Genomic DNA, 15,615 nt, shown 5'->3' with positions numbered 1-15,615 from the left:
AAACCATGACCCACCCCATCCCACCCCCCTTCCCCCTCTACGAGGTCTCGGGTGGGGCCGAGGCGCGCGGCCTCTCCTATGGGCGCCAGGCGGCCGAGCGGGTGCGGCGCTCCATCGGCCACTACCATTCCCAGCTTTCGGCGGGCGGACTGGATGCGGCGAAGATCCATAGGTTGGCCCGCGCCTTCACGCCCCGCGTGGAGAATTTCGATGCCGACTATGTGGCCGAGATGCGCGGCATCGCGAAGGGCGCGGATGTGCCCTTCGAGGATGTGATGCTGCTGAACTGCCGCACGGAAATCCTGCAACTGGCCAAGCGCGGGTTGCTGCCCGAGGCCGACCCCGATGGCTGCACCGGCGCCATCCTACTGCCCGAAGCGACGGCGGACGGCACGCTGCTGCACGGCCAGAACTGGGACTGGAAGAGCGAATGCGCCGAGACCGGCGTGGTGCTCCGCATCCGCCGCGAGGATGGGCCGGACATCCTGACCTTCGTGGAGGCCGGCGGCCTCTCCCGCGCGGGGCTGAACGCGGCCGGCATCGCCATCACCGCCAACTACCTGGAGAGCGACCGCGACTACCAGACGGACGGCATCCCCCTCTCGCTGCTGCGGCGCAAGGTGCTGGAGCAAGAGCATGTCGCGCTGGCGGTGAAGACCATCTACGCCACGCCGAAATCCGCCTCGAACAACGTGATGCTGTCGCACGGTTCGGGCTGGGGCCTCGACATCGAATGCGCGCCCGATGAGAGCTTCCTGCTGGAGGCCGAGGGCGGCATCCTCGTGCATGCCAACAACTGGCGCTCGCCGGTCGCGCTTTCCAAGCTGCGCGACACGGGCATCGCCACCACGCCGGACAGTGTCTACCGCGACCGGCGCGTGCGCGCGGCGCTGGAGGCGAAGCGCGGCACGCTGACGATGGAGGATTTGCGCGCGGCCTTCTTTGACGATTGGCAATCGCCCTGGTCGGTGTGCCGCCCGCCGCGCATGAATCTGGGCGGGAACCTCTCGGCCACGGTGGCGATGATCCTGATGAAGCCCGCCGAGGGGCATATGGAAATCGCGCCGCTGCCGGCCTTGAACCGGCAGTTCACGAGCTACAGCCTGGACCCGGCGAAGGTGGCGCGGGCGGCGGAGTGATCAGGCGGTCGCGGCCAGGGCCTGGCGCAGCGCCTTCACCGTCTGCGCCACCTGGTCCTCACTCACCACCAGCGGCGGCGAGAGCACCATCATGTCACCCGCCGCGCGCACCAGCACGCCGGCGGCGAGGCAATGGTCCGCCACCTCGGCGCCCCGCGCGCCTGGTGCCCCCTCGCGCGAGGCGAGGTCCACCGCCGCCAGCAGCCCGCAGGTCCGCACATCCACCACATGCGGCGCGCCCCGCAGCGCCAGCAGCGCGTCGCGGAAGGGTTCCGCGATGCGCGCCGAGGCCTCGAACATGCCCTCCTGCTGGTAGGCGTCCAGCGTGGCCATCCCCGCCGCGCAGGCCAGCGGATGCGCCGAATAGGTGTAGCCGTGCAGGAATTCCGGCGCGCCGCGCGGATGCGCCATGAAGGCGTCGAACACCGCCTGCGTCACCAGCGTGGCACCCATCGGAACCGCACCATTGGTCAGGCCCTTGGCCATGGTCATGATGTCCGGCGTCACACCCAGCGCCTGAGACGCGGTGCAGGCGCCGAGGCGGCCGAAGCCGGTGATGACCTCGTCAAAGATCAGCAGGATGCCGTGGCGGTCGCAGATGGCGCGCAGCCCTTCCAGATAGCCCAGCGGCGGCGGGTAGACACCGCCCGAACCCGTCACCGGCTCCACGATGATGGCGGCGACCGTGCTGGGGTCCTGCACGAAGAGGATGTCCTCCAGCGCCTGCATCCAGCGCGCATCCTCGGCCGGGCGCGAGGTGAGGAAGCGCTGCGCCGGGTCATGCGGCAGCGGCATGTGGAAGACGTCCGCCAGCAACGGCCCGAATTCCTTCTTGTGCCGCGCGAGGCCGCCGACCGAGAGCCCGCCGAACCCCACCCCATGATAGGACTTCGCGCGTCCGATGAACTTGGTGCGCCCCGCATCGCCCCGCGCGCGGTGATAGGCGCGCGCGATCTTGAGCGCCGTGTCCACCGCCTCAGACCCCGAATTGGAGAAGAACACTCGCCCCATCATCGGCACCGCGTCCAGCAGGCGGCGCGCGAAGGTGAAGGCCGCCGGGTGCGACATGCGGAAGGAGGAGACGAAGTCGAGCTTCCCCGCCGCCTCGCGGATCGCCTCGGTCACGCGCGGATGGGCATGGCCGGCGTTCACGCACCAGAGGCCGGCCATCATGTCCAGCACGCGCTGACCCGATGGTGTGATGTAGTGCATGCCCTCCGCGCGCTCGAACAGCACGGGCGCGTCGTGGAAGGCGCGCATGGCGGTGAAGGGCAGCCAGAAGCCCTCCTCGGGCTCGGGCGTGTTGCGGAGCATGTTCATGGCGTGGGCCTCGCGCGGTCGAGCGCATCGCGTGCCCGGAACCAGAGCGATCCGGCCATGGCATAGAGCGTGCGCAGCGGGTGAAGGGGAATGGGGCGCAGCGGAGTGACGGGCGGCAGCGGCAGGTCGCGCGCATCGGCGCCCGTCAGCAGGTCGGCGAAGGCGGGGCCGGAGGCGGTGCACCAGCCCACCCCCTTGCCATTGCATTGCACGGTGGCGAAGACGCCATCGGCCAAGGCGAAGAGGCGCGGCAGCCTGTCCAGTGTGACGGCCACCTGCCCGCCCCACCAGTGTTGTGGCGGCACATCGGGCAGCGCGGGATAGAGACGCGCCCGCATCCGCTCCGGCACACCGAAGGAATGCGGCCCGCGCGGCGCGCGCAGCGTGCCCTTGCCGCCCACCACCAGCCGCCCCGCCGCATCCCGCCGCCAGTAGCGCAGCACGCGCCGCGTGTCGGAGACGGCCTCATGCCCTGGCAGCACATGGCTGCCCACAGGCAGGGGCGCGGTGGCCGTCTGGAAGGACCAGACCGGGATCATGGTGGAAGCGAGGCCGGGCCAGAGCGCGCCGCCCGTGGCGTTGGTGGCCAGCAGCACGCGCCGCGCGCGAAGGTGGCCCATCGCCGTCTCCAACCGCCAGTCGCGCCCATCGGGACGGATGGTGGTGACGCGCGCCGGCGCATGGATGCGCGCGCCGGCCGCCAGCGCCGCCCGCGCCAGCCCACGCGCCAGGGAAAGCGGCTGCACCGTGCCCCCGCGCATATCCATCCAGCCGCCCAGATAACCCTCCGCGCCGGTGATGGCGCGCACCTCCTCGGCGTCCAGCGGGCGGGCGGGCGCGCCCCACTCGGCCCAGGCGCGGGCACGATGCTGGCAGGCGGCGAGCTCGGTCACGCTGTCCGCCACCTGCAGCCAGCCATTGCGCGTGGCCTCGCAGGCGATGCCGTGGCGTTCGATCAGCGCGAAGGTCGCATCCGCGTCACGCCCGCCGTGTTCGTGCAGGCGGCGGCCCAGCGTGTCGCCATACTCGGCGATGAGGTCCGCCACGAAATGCCGCAGGCCCGGGATCACCTGGCCGCCATTGGCGCCGGACGCCGCGGCACCGGGCGCCACCGCTTCCAGCACGGTGACCGAGACACCGCGTTCCGCCAGCGCCAACGCGGTGGAGAGGCCCGAGAAGCCGGCACCCACGATGGCGACCTCAGCCTCCGCCGCGCCTTCCAACGGGACCAGATCCGGCGCCGGTTCGGCCGTCGCTTCCCAAAGCGAATTCTGCGCCTTCATATCCCCGCGCTCACCAGATGCTCCACCAGCAGCGCGGCGGCGCGGGGCGGGCTGCCGGCCTCCAGCGCGTCCAGCACGCGCAGATGTTCGCGGCAGGAGGCATGGGCGCGTTCCTCGCCGAAGCGCCAATCGGCGTTGCGCAGCGCGCGCAGGCGGTTCTGCGCCTCCACCGCGTCCACGAAGAAGCGGTTGCCGCTGCCGGCCGCCAGCCCCGCATGGAAGGCCGCGTTCATCTCGAAGAAGGCCACCGCGTGCTGGTCGCGCCAGGGGCGGGCCAGCACCGCCTCATGGCCCGCGCGCATGGCCCGCGCGAAGCCCGCATCGAGCCGATAGCCCGGTTCCAGCAGTGCCGCGGGTTCCAGCACCAGGCGGAAGCGCTGCGCCGCCGCGCGGTCCTCGGCCGAGGTCAGGCCCGGCGCGAAATGCCAGCCCTGCGCCGGGTTGCGCGCCACCATGCCAAGCTTCGCCAGTTGCCCCAGCGCGCGGGCCACCACGCCGCGCGGCTGGGCGAAATGGCGCATCAGGTCGGCCTCGCGCAGCGGGTCTTGAAGCGCACCCTCGCCATGGGCGCGGACCATCTCGGCGGCCAGCGTCTCGGCCGGGTCGCGCGTCGTCTCCTCGGGCAGGTCGCGCGTGGGGTCTGCCAGCAGGGTCGCGCGGCCCTCGCGCCGAGTGATGCCCGCCTCCTCCAGCAGGCGCAGCGCGGCGCGCAGCGGGGTGCGCGAGACGCAAAGCCGTGCCGCCAGCGCGGCCTCGGTGACGGGGGTGCCGGGCGGCGTCGCCTCGGCCAGCCACAGCGCGCGTGCGGCGCGGGCCAGTTCGTGGTGGAGCGGGGTGGCCTGCATCATCGCGCTTGTGTTTACCGCGATCTTGGTATTTTCTGCAAATGAAGAACCAAACAGGGGTCACGAAAGGGGTCTGTCCATGCGACTGCGCGCATCATTCCTGGCGCTCGCCGCCAGCCTGGGGTTCGGCCTGGCCGCGCCCGCCGCCGCGCAGGACACCCTGCGCATCCGCCTCAACGCCGATATCCGTTCGACTGACCCGGGCGTGAACCGCGACGCCAACACGGATGGCCTCGTGTGGCACGTGCTGGAAGGGCTGGTCGCGCTGCGCGGTGATGCCACCGTGGCGCCGATGCTGGCCGAGCGCGTGGACATCTCGGATGATGGGCTGACCTACACCTTCCCGCTGCGGCCCGGCGTGCGCTTCCACAATGGCCAGCCGCTGACCTCGGCCGATGTCGCCTTCGCCATGGAGCGCTACCGCAAGCGCGAAACCAACTGGCGCTGCCGCGGCGACCTGGACGGCTCCGTCACCCGCATCACCGCCGTCGAGACGCCGGACCCGCAAACGGTGGTGATGCGTCTCGAACGCCCCTCCGCGCTGTTCCTCACCACGCTGGCCCGCACCGATTGCGGCCAGACGGGCATCTTCCACCGCGACAGCCTGAACGCCGATGGCAGCTGGCGCGCGCCCGTGGGCACCGGCCCCTTCCGGCTGGGTGAATGGCGCCGCGGCCAGTTCATCGAGCTGGAACGCTTCGCCGAATACGCCGCCCTGCCCGGCGAGCCCGACGGCCTGGCCGGCAACAAGACGCCGCATGTGGACCGCGTGCGCTTCACCGTCATCCCCGATGACGCGGCCGCCCGCGCGGCGCTGCTGGCCGGCAACATCGACATCCTGCCCGATGCCCGCACGCGCGACCTGCGCGACCTGCGCGCGCGCCCGGGGATGACCGTGCATTCCTCGCCCTCCTTCGACCTGCAGATCATCCTGATGCAGACGACGGACCCGCTGCTGTCGGATGTGCGGATGCGCCGCGCCATTGCACTGGCGCTCGACGTGCCGGAGCTGGTGCGGGCGCTGACCGAGGGCGGCTCGCGCCCCTCCCGCGCGCCCATCCCGGTGGGTTCGGGCTTCCACACACCCGCCATGTCGGAGGTGCCGGCGCGGGACCTGGCGGCCGCGCGCCGCCTGGCGCAGGAGGCGGGCTATCGCGGCCAGCCCATCCGCATCGTCACCACCCGCCGCTACGAGGCCTTCTACGAGATCGCGGTGCTGGCCCAGGACATGCTGCGCGAGGCCGGCATCAACCTGGAACTGGAGGTGCTGGAATGGGCCACGCAGTTGCAGCGCTACACCCGTGGCGAATACCAGATGATGGCCTTCGGCTTCTCGGCGCGCCTCGATCCCTCGCTCTCCTTCGAGATGTTCACCGGCCCCAAGGCGACGCAGCCGCGCAAGGCCTGGGACAACCCGCAGGTGCAGGCGATGCTGGAAGACTCCATGCGCGAGACCGACCGCGCCCGCCGCATCGCGCTGTTCGAATCCATGTTCCGCCAACTCCTGGAAGATGTGCCGGTGGTGGCGCTCTATTCCTCCACCAACAACGCGGTGACGCCCGCCCATGTGCAGGGCTTCCGCAGCTGGGCGGTGGACGCGCCGCGCGCCTGGGGTGTCCGGTTGGCGCGGCGCTGACGTGCTCGCCTATGTCCTGAAGCGCCTGCTTGTCGCCCTGCCCACCTTGGTGCTGGTGGCGGCGAGCGTCTTCTTCCTCATGCGCCTCATCCCCGGTGACCCGGCAACGGTGATCCTCGGCGATGCGGCCACGCCCGAGGCGGTGGCCGATTTGCGCCTGGCCTATGGGCTGGACCGGCCGGTGCTGGTGCAGTTCGCGCTCTGGATCGAACGCGCCCTGGCCGGCGACCTCGGCCGCTCCATCACCAGCGGCGAGGCGGTGGGGCCGCTCATCCTGCAACGCTTCCAGGTGACGGCCGCCATCGTCTTCGCCTCGGTGGGCATCGCGGTGCTGCTGGCCGTGCCGCTCGGCATGCTGGCGGCCTGGAAGCAGAATTCCTGGGGCGATGTGGCGGCGGTGGCATCGGCGACCTTCCTGCTGTCCATTCCGTCCTTCTGGCTGGGCTTGATCTTCCTGCTGGTGTTCGGGTTGTGGCTCGGCTGGGTGCCGGTGGTGGGCTACGTCACCTTCGCCGAGGATTTCTGGGGCGCGCTGCACTACATCGCGCTGCCGGTGGCGACACTCGCCCTGATCGAGACGGGCGTGCTGATCCGCATGGCCCGCGCCTCCACCGTCGAGGTGCTGCGGCTGGACTACATCGCCCATGCGCGTGCCAAGGGCGTGCCCGAATGGCGCGTGCTGGCGCGCCACGCCTTCCCCAATGCCTTCGCGCCGACGCTGACGCTGATCGGCCTCATCATGGGCAGCCTCTTGGGCGGCATCGCCGTCATCGAGACGGTCTTCACCCTGCCAGGCCTCGGCCGTCTGCTGGTGGAGGCCATCTTCGCGCGCGACTACCCCGTCATCCAGGGCGTGATGCTCTTCATCGCGGTGATCTATGTGGTGGTGAACCTGATCGTGGACCTGCTCTATCCGGTCTTCGACCCGCGCGTGACGGCGGGCTGAGATGCGGCTGCGCCCCAACCTGCTCATCGGCGGCACGCTGCTGGGCTTCGTCTTCGTCGTGGCGGCCACCGCCCTGGTCTGGACGCCCTATGACCCGGTGCGGACCAACCTGCGCCGCCGCCTGGTGCCGCCATCGCAGGACTACTGGCTCGGCACCGATGAGTTCGGCCGCGACGTGGCCTCGCGCCTGATGGAGGGCGCGGTCACCAGCCTGACCGTCGCGGCCTCCACCGTCTGCGTGGCGCTGGTGCTGGGCATGGCCATCGGCCTCGCGGGCGGCTTCCTGCGCGGCTGGACGGACCGCATCCTGGGCGCCGTCAACGACACCCTGCTGGCCTTCCCGGGCATCCTGCTGGCGCTGGGGCTGCTGGCGGTGCTGGGGCCGTCGCGCTGGGGCATCGTGCTGGCGCTGGGCCTGGCCTATGCGCCCTCCGTGGCCCGCGTGGTGCGTGGCACGGTGCTGTCCATCCGCGAGCGGGAATTCGTCGAGGCTTCGCGCGCCCTGGGCAATTCCGAACTCTACACGCTGCTGCGCCACGTCCTGCCGCACACCGCCGCACCCGTGACGGTGCTGGCCACCTCCCTCTTCGGCTGGGTGATCCTGTCGGAGAGTGCGCTCTCCTTCCTCGGCCTCGGCGTGCCGCCGCCGGCGGCCACCTGGGGCAACATGCTGGCCTCGGCCAGGCCCTTCATGCAGGACGCGCCCATCCTCTCCATCGCGCCCGGCGTGATGATCGCGACCTGCCTGCTGGGCGTGAACCTGCTGGGCGACGCGCTGCGCGACCTGCTCGACCCGAGGGACGGCGCATGACGCCCGTGCTGGAGGTGGACCGCCTTTCCATCGCCGCCGGCGGCCGCCGCGTGGTGGACGGGCTTTCCTTCCGCATCGCCCCCGGCGAGGCGCTGGCGCTGGTGGGCGAAAGCGGCTCGGGCAAGAGCGCCACCGCGCGCGCCGTCATAGGTTTGCTGCCGCCGGGGCTGGCGCCCGATGGCGGCACCATCCGCTTCGGGGGCGCGCCGCTGGAAGCCGGTTCCGCCACGCTGCGCAAACTGCGCGGCCCTGGCATCGGCATGGTGTTCCAGGAGCCGATGACCTCGCTGAACCCCGCCCACCGCATCGGCGCGCAAATGGAGGAAGGCCTGGCGCTGCACACGCGCCTGAACCGCGCGGAACGGCGCGAGGCCTGCATCGCCATGCTGGAGCGTGTGGGCATCACCGATGCGTCGCGGCGGCTTGAGGCCTACCCGCATGAATTCTCGGGCGGGATGCGGCAGCGGATCATGCTGGCCTCGGTGATGCTGCTGAAGCCGCGCCTGCTGATCGCGGACGAACCCACCACCGCGCTGGACAGCCTGACCCAGGCGGAAGTGATGGATCTCATGTCCGGCCTTGCGCGCGAGCAGGGCACGGCGCTGCTGCTCATCACGCATGACCTCGGCCTGGTCGCGCGCTACGCCGACCGCGCGCTGGTCATGCAGCACGGGCGCGCGGTGGAGGAAGGGCCGGCGGCGCCCCTGCTCGACAACCCGCGCGAGGCCTATACACGGGCCCTTGTGGACGCCCTGCCCCGCCGTGGCCCGGCGCGCGAAGTGCCGCCCGCGCCGCCGCTGATCGAGGCGCGCAACCTCTCCGTCACCTACCCCAAGCGCGGCGCCCTGTTCCGCCGCGCCGAGATGTTCCAGGCGGTGGATGGCGTCTCGCTGTCCATCCATCCGGGCGAGGTGGTGGCGCTGGTCGGTGGCTCGGGTTCGGGCAAGACCACGCTGGGGCGCGCCATGCTGCGCCTGGTGCCGGTCAGCGGCGGGCAATTGCTGTTCCAGGGCGCGGACGTCACGGCGCGCACCGGCCCCGCCCTGCTGGATTTCCGCCTGGCCTGCCAGATCGTCTTCCAGGACCCCTATTCCTCGCTCGACCCGCGCATGCGCGTGCGCGACATCGTGGCGGAACCGCTGCGCCTGCCCGGCGGCATGGCCCTCGATGAACGCCACCGCCGCGCGGAAGCGCTGCTGGAGGAGGTGGGGCTGGGCGGCCTGGGTGCGCGCTTCCCGCATGCGCTTTCGGGCGGGCAGCGGCAGCGCGTCGCCATCGCCCGCGCTTTGGTGCGCGACCCCGCCCTCGTGGTGGCCGACGAGGCCGTCAGCGCGCTCGATGCCACGGTGCGCAAGCAGGTGCTGGGGCTGCTGCGCGAACAGCAAAGGCGGCGCGGCTTCGCCTGCCTCTTCGTGACGCACGACCTGGGCGTGGTGGAGGAGATCGCGGACCGCATCGTGGTGATGCAGCACGGGCGCATCGTGGAGGAAGGCCCGCGCGACGTGGTGCTGGACGCGCCACGCCATGACTACACGCGGGCGCTGCTGGCGGCGGCGCTGCGGCGGCCGGGGGCGGCGGCATAATCGAACGGCTGATTCACGCCTCCGGTGATTCCACCGAAAGCGATCAGACGTCATGGCTGAGCGGCTGATTCACGCCTCCGGTGATTCCACCGAAGGCGATCAGACGTCATGGCTGAGCGGCTGATTCACGCCTCCGGTGATTCCACCGAAGGCGATCAGACGTCATAGCTGAGCGGCTGATTCACGCCTCAGGTGATTCCACCGAAGGCGATCAGACGCTACCCCACCAGCGCCGCCCGGATCTCCCCCTCCGGCAACCCCAGCCGCGTGGCCGTCGCGGAAAGGTCGCCCCAGGTCACGTCATCCAGCGGAATGCCCTGGGCCACGCGCTCCGCCCGCGCACGCCGCTCCGGCTCGCCGGGCAGGATGACACGGCCGGGCGCGCTGGCCATGACGTGTTCGCTGATGGCGTCCACCTCGGCCGCGAAGGCCGGGCTTTCCGCCAGCCGCGCGGGGTCGAGCAGAATACCCAGCATGCCGTTCACGATGCCGCGGTCGTTGGGCGTGGCGGGCTGGTTGGTGCCACCGCCGGTCAGCGCCCCGCCCAGGATTTCGCAGACCAGCGCCAAGCCATAGCCCTTGTGCCCGCCAAAGGGCTGCAAGGCGCCGCGCGGGCCCTGGCCGTAGATCACGGCGGGGTCGGTGCTGGCCTCGCCCTCATGCGTCACCAGCGCGCCGGCGGGCACGGGCTTGCCGGCGTTGAAGGCCACCTTCACCTTGCCGACGGCGATGGCGCTGGTGGCGAAGTCCAGCAGGATCGGGTGCGGGGATTTCGGGATTCCGATGCAGATGGGGTTGGTGCCCATCCGCCCATCCGCCCCGCCGAAGGGCGCCACGAAGGGCACGCCGCTCACGGCATTCACGAAGAAGATGCCGATGAGCCCCTCCGCCACCGCCATCTCGGCATAGGCGCCGATGCGGCCGAGATGGTGGGTGTTCCGCAGCCCGAAGCCGGCCAGCCCGTGTTCCCGCGCGGCCGCGATGCCCGCCGCCGTCGCCTGGCGCCCGACCACCTGGCCGAAGCCCATCCCGCCATCCCACAGCGCCAGCGCGCCCATGCCGCCCACCTGTTGCGCCACGGCGTTGGGCGTGATGAGGCCCTTCTCCACATTCGCCACATAGCGCGGCACGAGCTGCATGCCGTGGCTGTCATGGCCTTGCAGGTTCGCCTCCACCAGGTCGGACGCGACCTGGTGCGCCACCGCTTCCTCGGCGCCAACACGCACCAGCATGGCGGCGACGAGGGCGATCAGCCCCTCGGAAGAAAGTCGGGGCATCACAGGGTCTCCAGCATCGCAAGGGCTTCGGGGGGCAGCGGGCCGCGCGCGATGGCGGCGACGGCGTGGTCCATTTCCTCCACGCTGCCGCTGCCGACGAGGATGGTGCTGATCTCGCGCGGCATGGCGGCGAAGCGCAGCGCCAGCTCCACCAGGTCCGCCGCGAACCCCGCCGCCACCAGCGGGCGGAAGCGCTGCGCCGCCACCACATCGGTCGCATAGTCGGCGCCCGAGGCGATGGGCGCGGGCGCCGGCACGCCCATGGGCCCGCGCGCCTCGGTGCCGCTCAAGGCACCCCCCGCCAGCACGCGGATGGCCATGACACCCACCCCCAGCGCCGCCGCGCCGGCAATGACGCCGCCGAGATCGGGCATGGCGGAACCGGGCTTGGGCGGCGTCACGCCGCTCGGGTTCAGCAGGTTGTAGGGCATCTGGGCGGTGGCGAAGCCGCCTTCCTCCAGCACACGCAGCAGGGCCGGCGCATCGCCCAGGCCCGTGATGCCGTAGTGGCCGATCTTGCCCTGGGTTTGCAGGCGCCGCAGCGCCGGCACGGCCTGTTCCAGGATGGCGTCGGCGGTGAAGGCGGGTGCCGCTCCCGCCGCGGTGATGGGGTTGTGGAGCTGGAAGATGTCCACCCGCTCCCGCCCCAGCCGCGCGAGGCTGGCCTCCAGCGAGGCCGCGATGGTGCCGGCGATGTCGCCGCGCTGCTCGGGGAAGATGCGGACCTTGGTGCCGATGACGGGGTTGGCGCCCAGCCCCCGCAGCGCGCGGCCGAGATTCCGCTCGGAGGCACCGTCGCCATAGGCGCTGGCGGTGTCGAAATAGGTGAAGCCCTGGTCGAGCGCGCGGCCGATGGCGCGGTCCTGCTCGGCCGCGCTCCCCTTCACCATCAGCCCGCCGATGGCGCCGCAGCCATAGCCAATGACCGAAACCTCAAGCCCTGTGTGTCCGAGTTGCCGCCGTTCCATCTCGCCCCCCTTGATGGGGCGGCATGCTGCGTCAGGCGCCGGCGCATCACAATCCGCGCGCGGCGGGCGCGCGCCCATGGTCGCCGTGGCGCATGTCGTCACATCACAGCTTGCACCACCATCGGGTAACCAATCGCGCCGCCAACCGTTGGGTTTTCTCGTAGGGAGATCGTCACCTTCCTGCCCTTGGAGGAAGCCATGAACATCCTGTTTTCCGCGACCGTGGCGGCCTTGGCCCTCTCCGTCGTGCCGGCCCAGGCGCAAGATCTGAACCAGATGCTTCGGCAATTGGCGCCACAGGTCTTCGAGCAGCCACAGCAGGAGCCGCAGCGCTACCCTGGACGTGTCGAGCGCCGCGATGAACGCGACTTCCACCGTGACCGTGGCCGGGCCGCCCGAGAGGAGGAGCGGCGTCTCCGCGAGGATCAGCGTCGCCTGGCCGAGCGGCAAGAACGTCTGGAAGAGCGTCAGCGTGAGCTGGAGAGGGAGCGCCGGCGGATCGCGCGGGAGCGCCATCGCTGAATGGCGTTCAACACTTCACCGCAGCGGCATGTCGGAGTGGCATGTCGGAAAGGATTGGTGGGCGCTGTAGGGCTCGAACCTACGACCCGCTGATTAAGAGTCAGCTGCTCTACCAACTGAGCTAAGCGCCCGACCGTGGGGGGCCTTCTAACCGGATCGGCGCGGATGTCCAGCCCCAGGCTGCATGGCGGGCATACCGAGAGGGTATTTCCCGCCCCCCTCCGGCCATTCCCGCACATAGGCGGGCCAGGAAAGCCCCGTCACGCGCCCACGCAGGCGGGCCAGCAGCGCCAGCCCCTCCGCCTCCGGCACATGGAAGCGCGCGGTGCCCGGCGCGGGGTCGAGCTGGTGCAGGTAATAGGGTTTCACCCGGTGCCGCAGCATCGTGCGGAACAGGGCTTCCAGCGCGGCCTCGGTGTCGTTCACGCCGCGCAGCAGCACGCTCTGCCCCAGCAGCACGAGGCCCGCGCCGTGCAGGGCGCGCAGCGCGGCCCCCGCTTCAGGCGTGAATTCCGCGGCCGCATTGGCATGGACGCAAAGGTAGAGCGGCGTCTCCAGCGTCAGCGCCGCCAGCAATTCCGGCGTCACACGCGAGGGCTCGGCCACCGGCACGCGGGAATGGATGCGCAACAGCTCGACATGGGGAATGGCGGAAAGCCGCGCCAAGATGTGCGCAAAGCGCCGCGGCGAGAGGATCAGCGGGTCGCCGCCGGTCAGGATCACCTCGCGCACCGCAGGGGTGCGCGCGAACCAGTCCAGCGCCGCCTCCAGCTCCGCCTCGGTCAGCAGGCCGCCATCGGCGCCCACCGCCTCGCGCCGGAAACAGAAGCGGCAATAGACGGGGCAGGCCAGCAGGGGCTTCAACAGCGCGCGGTCGGGGTAGCGGTGGACCACGCCCTTGATGGGGGTGAAGGGGGCATCCGCCGTGGGGTCGTCCAGCTCGTGCGGGGCCGTGACCAGCTCGGCCGGGTCGGGCAGGTATTGCGCGGCCACATCCTCGGCGCCCGCCGCGATCAGCGCGGCCATGGCCGGCGTGACGGCCACCGAATAGCGCGCCTCGACAGGGGTGATCTCGGCCGCGCGGGCGGGCGTGACCAGCCCGGCCGCCGCCAGGTCGCGCGCGCTGCGAAGGGTCCGTTTCATGGTGTGCCGGGCTTTGCCCTGCTATCCCCGCCGGCGCAATGCCCCACTGGTCCCCCGAGCGGCTCGCCGCCCGCCTGCCCTTCCTCGATGCCCGCGCGCGGCTGACGGCGGACACCCGTGCCTGGCTGACCGCCCGCGGCTACCGCGAGGTCGAGACGCCCTGCCTGGTCCCCGCGCCGGGCATGGAGGTGCATCTGCGCGGCTTCCGCACCGCGTTCGAGCCGCATCTGGGCGCGGGGGCAGCGCAGCCCCTATGGCTGCGGACCTCGCCCGAATTGGCGCTGAAGCGGCTGCTGGTGGCGGGCGCAGGGCCGGTGTTCGAACTGGCCCGCGTCTGGCGCAATGGCGAGGTCGGCCGCACCCACGCGCCCGAATTCACCATGCTGGAATGGTATCGCCCCGGCCTGACGCTGGACGGGCTGATGGACGAGGCCGAGGCGCTGGTCCGCGCCCTCTGCCCGCCGCGCGTGGCGCACAATGGCGTGGAGACGGACCTGACCCTGCCCTTCGAACGGATCTCCTGCGCTGAGGCCTTCACCCGCTGGGTAGGGCTCGACCTGCTGGCCAGCATCCGCCCCGATGGCAGCGGCGATGCGGCGGCCTTGCAGGCCAGGCCCGGCGAAAGCTGGGAAGACGCCTTCTTCCGCCTGCTGCTCGACCATGTGGAGCCGCGCCTCGGCCGCGCGCATGGCAGCTTCCTGACACATTGGCCCGCCCCCCAGGCCGCCCTCGCCCGCCGCGATCCGGCCGACCCGCGCGTGGCCTTGCGTTTTGAGATGTTCGTGGGCGGCGTGGAACTCGCCAACGCCTTCGACGAGCTGACCGACCCCGCCGAACAACGCGCCCGCTTCACCCATGACGTGGCCGAGCGCGTGCGCCTGCACGGCGCGGACAATGCCTGGCCGGTGGACGAGGATTTCCTGGCGGCGCTGGACCACGGCATGCCCGCCGGCAGCGGGATCGCGCTGGGCTTCGACCGGCTGGCCATGCTGGCCAGCGGCGCGCGGCGCATCGAGGATGTGCTGTGGCTGGGCGGCTTCCCGGCCGTGCCGGATTAACCCAGCGACGCCTGTTCGGAAACGCGCAGCACCGCCCGGTTGCGCCCGCCGCGCTTGGCTTCGTAGAGCAGCCCATCGGCCTGGGCCAAGGCGGTCGCGGCGTCCTCGGGCGGGGCGTGGAAAGTGACGCCGCCGATCGAGGCCGTCACCGCCCAGCCCTGCGCCGCCATGCGCCGGGCGATGCCGAAGCGGACGCGCTCGGCCATGGCGTCGGCGTCGCCGGAGGCCAGCAGCAGCGCGAACTCATCGCCACCCAGCCGCGCCGCCACATCGCCCAGGCCGCAGGCCAGCCGCAGCTCCTGCGCCACCTCGGTCAGCGCGAGGTCGCCCACCGCATGGCCCTGGCTGTCGTTCAGCCCCTTGAACCCGTCGAGGTCGAGGCAGAGCACCGAGAAGCCCGCCCGCAGCCCGATGACCCGCCCCAGCGCATCCATCAGGGCCGGGCGGTTGGCCAGGCCGGTCAGCGCATCAGTCAGTGCCAGGTTGTGGACCTGGCGCATCACGCGGCGCAATTCCAGCGTCGTCACCACCGTGCGGGCCAGGCTCTGCATGGTCGCGACCATGTTGTCGTCGTGTTCGCGCGCCACCTCGTCCAGTACGCAAAGCGCACCCAGCGCATAGCCCTCGCTGTTGACCAGCGGAATGCCGAGATAGGCGCGCAGATGCGGCGGCCCGGTCACATAGGGGTTGTCGGAGACGCGGGGGTCCTGCGACATGTCCGAGACCGCCATGGGCTGGCCCGGCGTCAGGATGGCGTGGGCGCAGACCGAGACGTCGCGCGGCGTCTCAGCCGGCGTAATCCCCTTGCGGGCCAGCAACACCTGCCGCTCGGAATCGACCAGCGTGACCAGCGCCATGGGCATGGAGGTCAGCCGCGCCGCCAACTGCACCACATCGTCCAGCACCGAATCGCAGGCGCCGTCCAGCAGTCCGTAGGAGCGCAGCGCCGCAAGGCGTTCAGCTTCATGCGGTGGAATGGCAGCAGCAGGCATCACAATTCCCTGTAGGCTCAGGGTTGTCGGATAGCATTCGATTTGGGCGGGTTAAAGGCCGAATCGAACCCACGCCTGCCTTGTGCATGCCA

General features: G+C 71.2%; 14 protein-coding genes and 1 tRNA gene. 7 read left to right on the top strand and 8 right to left on the bottom strand.

Annotated features, from left to right (window positions below; translation table 11 throughout):
• Positions 1-5 precede the first annotated feature (5 nt).
• On the top strand, positions 6-1,139 hold the full coding sequence (locus GGQ83_RS06275; protein ID WP_207018063.1) for a C45 family autoproteolytic acyltransferase/hydolase: 1,134 nt from the start codon (positions 6-8) through the stop codon (positions 1,137-1,139).
• Here GGQ83_RS06275 and GGQ83_RS06270 read toward each other — a convergent pair whose 3' ends face one another.
• From GGQ83_RS06270 to GGQ83_RS06260, 3 genes are read right to left on the bottom strand one after another with little or no spacing between them, the layout of a single operon-like run.
• Complete coding sequence (locus GGQ83_RS06270) at positions 1,140-2,459, bottom strand: aminotransferase class III-fold pyridoxal phosphate-dependent enzyme (RefSeq protein WP_184382855.1); 1,320 nt, start codon at positions 2,457-2,459, stop codon at positions 1,140-1,142. It lies immediately after the preceding gene.
• Positions 2,456-3,742, bottom strand: coding sequence for an NAD(P)/FAD-dependent oxidoreductase (locus GGQ83_RS06265; protein WP_184382854.1), 1,287 nt, complete (start codon positions 3,740-3,742; stop codon positions 2,456-2,458). The genes GGQ83_RS06270 and GGQ83_RS06265 overlap by 4 nt, the downstream gene beginning before the upstream one ends.
• Positions 3,739-4,590, bottom strand: a complete 852-nt coding sequence (locus GGQ83_RS06260) for a GntR family transcriptional regulator (RefSeq protein ID WP_184382853.1) — start codon at positions 4,588-4,590, stop codon at positions 3,739-3,741. The genes GGQ83_RS06265 and GGQ83_RS06260 overlap by 4 nt, the downstream gene beginning before the upstream one ends.
• A 76-nt stretch (positions 4,591-4,666) precedes the next feature.
• Here GGQ83_RS06260 and GGQ83_RS06255 point away from each other — a divergent pair, with 76 nt between their 5' ends.
• The 4 genes from GGQ83_RS06255 to GGQ83_RS06240 are packed head-to-tail and all read left to right on the top strand — an operon-like array spanning position 4,667 to position 9,563.
• Positions 4,667-6,223 (top strand): ABC transporter substrate-binding protein, encoded by a 1,557-nt coding sequence (locus tag GGQ83_RS06255; protein ID WP_184382852.1) that lies wholly within the window; start codon positions 4,667-4,669, stop codon positions 6,221-6,223.
• The gene (locus GGQ83_RS06250; protein ID WP_311727384.1) at positions 6,201-7,169 is read left to right on the top strand and encodes an ABC transporter permease; all 969 of its coding nucleotides are present in this window, start codon (positions 6,201-6,203) and stop codon (positions 7,167-7,169) included. The genes GGQ83_RS06255 and GGQ83_RS06250 overlap by 23 nt, the downstream gene beginning before the upstream one ends.
• 1 nt (position 7,170) lies before the next feature.
• On the top strand, positions 7,171-7,980 hold the full coding sequence (locus GGQ83_RS06245) for an ABC transporter permease (RefSeq protein WP_184382851.1): 810 nt from the start codon (positions 7,171-7,173) through the stop codon (positions 7,978-7,980).
• Complete coding sequence (locus GGQ83_RS06240; RefSeq protein WP_184382850.1) at positions 7,977-9,563, top strand: dipeptide ABC transporter ATP-binding protein; 1,587 nt, start codon at positions 7,977-7,979, stop codon at positions 9,561-9,563. The genes GGQ83_RS06245 and GGQ83_RS06240 overlap by 4 nt, the downstream gene beginning before the upstream one ends.
• Before the next feature lie 218 nt (positions 9,564-9,781).
• On the opposite strand, the gene GGQ83_RS06235 is transcribed toward GGQ83_RS06240, so the two are convergent.
• Together GGQ83_RS06235 and GGQ83_RS06230 are read right to left on the bottom strand one after the other, a co-directional pair.
• Complete coding sequence (locus GGQ83_RS06235; RefSeq protein WP_184382849.1) at positions 9,782-10,840, bottom strand: malate/lactate/ureidoglycolate dehydrogenase; 1,059 nt, start codon at positions 10,838-10,840, stop codon at positions 9,782-9,784.
• A complete protein-coding gene (locus GGQ83_RS06230) occupies positions 10,840-11,808 on the bottom strand; it encodes an aldo/keto reductase (protein WP_184382848.1) in 969 nt (322 codons plus the stop codon). Before GGQ83_RS06230 ends, GGQ83_RS06235 begins: the two co-directional genes overlap by 1 nt.
• A gap of 198 nt (positions 11,809-12,006) precedes the next feature.
• Here GGQ83_RS06230 and GGQ83_RS06225 point away from each other — a divergent pair, with 198 nt between their 5' ends.
• A complete protein-coding gene (locus GGQ83_RS06225; protein ID WP_184382847.1) occupies positions 12,007-12,330 on the top strand; it encodes a hypothetical protein in 324 nt (107 codons plus the stop codon).
• Between the two features lie 55 nt (positions 12,331-12,385).
• On the opposite strand, the gene GGQ83_RS06220 is transcribed toward GGQ83_RS06225, so the two are convergent.
• Positions 12,386-12,461: transfer RNA gene (locus GGQ83_RS06220), tRNA-Lys, on the bottom strand.
• 16 nt (positions 12,462-12,477) lie between these two features.
• Entirely contained in the window at positions 12,478-13,473 is a 996-nt protein-coding gene (locus GGQ83_RS06215) for a lysine-2,3-aminomutase-like protein (protein WP_184382846.1), read from the bottom strand.
• A 38-nt stretch (positions 13,474-13,511) separates the two neighbouring features.
• Here GGQ83_RS06215 and epmA point away from each other — a divergent pair, with 38 nt between their 5' ends.
• Positions 13,512-14,531 (top strand): EF-P lysine aminoacylase EpmA, encoded by a 1,020-nt coding sequence (gene epmA, locus GGQ83_RS06210; protein ID WP_184382845.1) that lies wholly within the window; start codon positions 13,512-13,514, stop codon positions 14,529-14,531.
• Here epmA and GGQ83_RS06205 read toward each other — a convergent pair.
• Complete coding sequence (locus GGQ83_RS06205; RefSeq protein WP_184382844.1) at positions 14,528-15,523, bottom strand: GGDEF domain-containing protein; 996 nt, start codon at positions 15,521-15,523, stop codon at positions 14,528-14,530. The two genes, epmA and GGQ83_RS06205, sit on opposite strands and share 4 nt — an antisense overlap.
• Positions 15,524-15,615: the final 92 nt, after the last annotated feature.

This window comes from Roseococcus suduntuyensis, assembly GCF_014196305.1.
Lineage (GTDB): Bacteria > Pseudomonadota > Alphaproteobacteria > Acetobacterales > Acetobacteraceae > Roseococcus > Roseococcus suduntuyensis.
The sequence above is the reverse complement of the archived record's forward strand: the minus strand, read 5'-3'. Positions and strand labels throughout refer to the sequence as shown.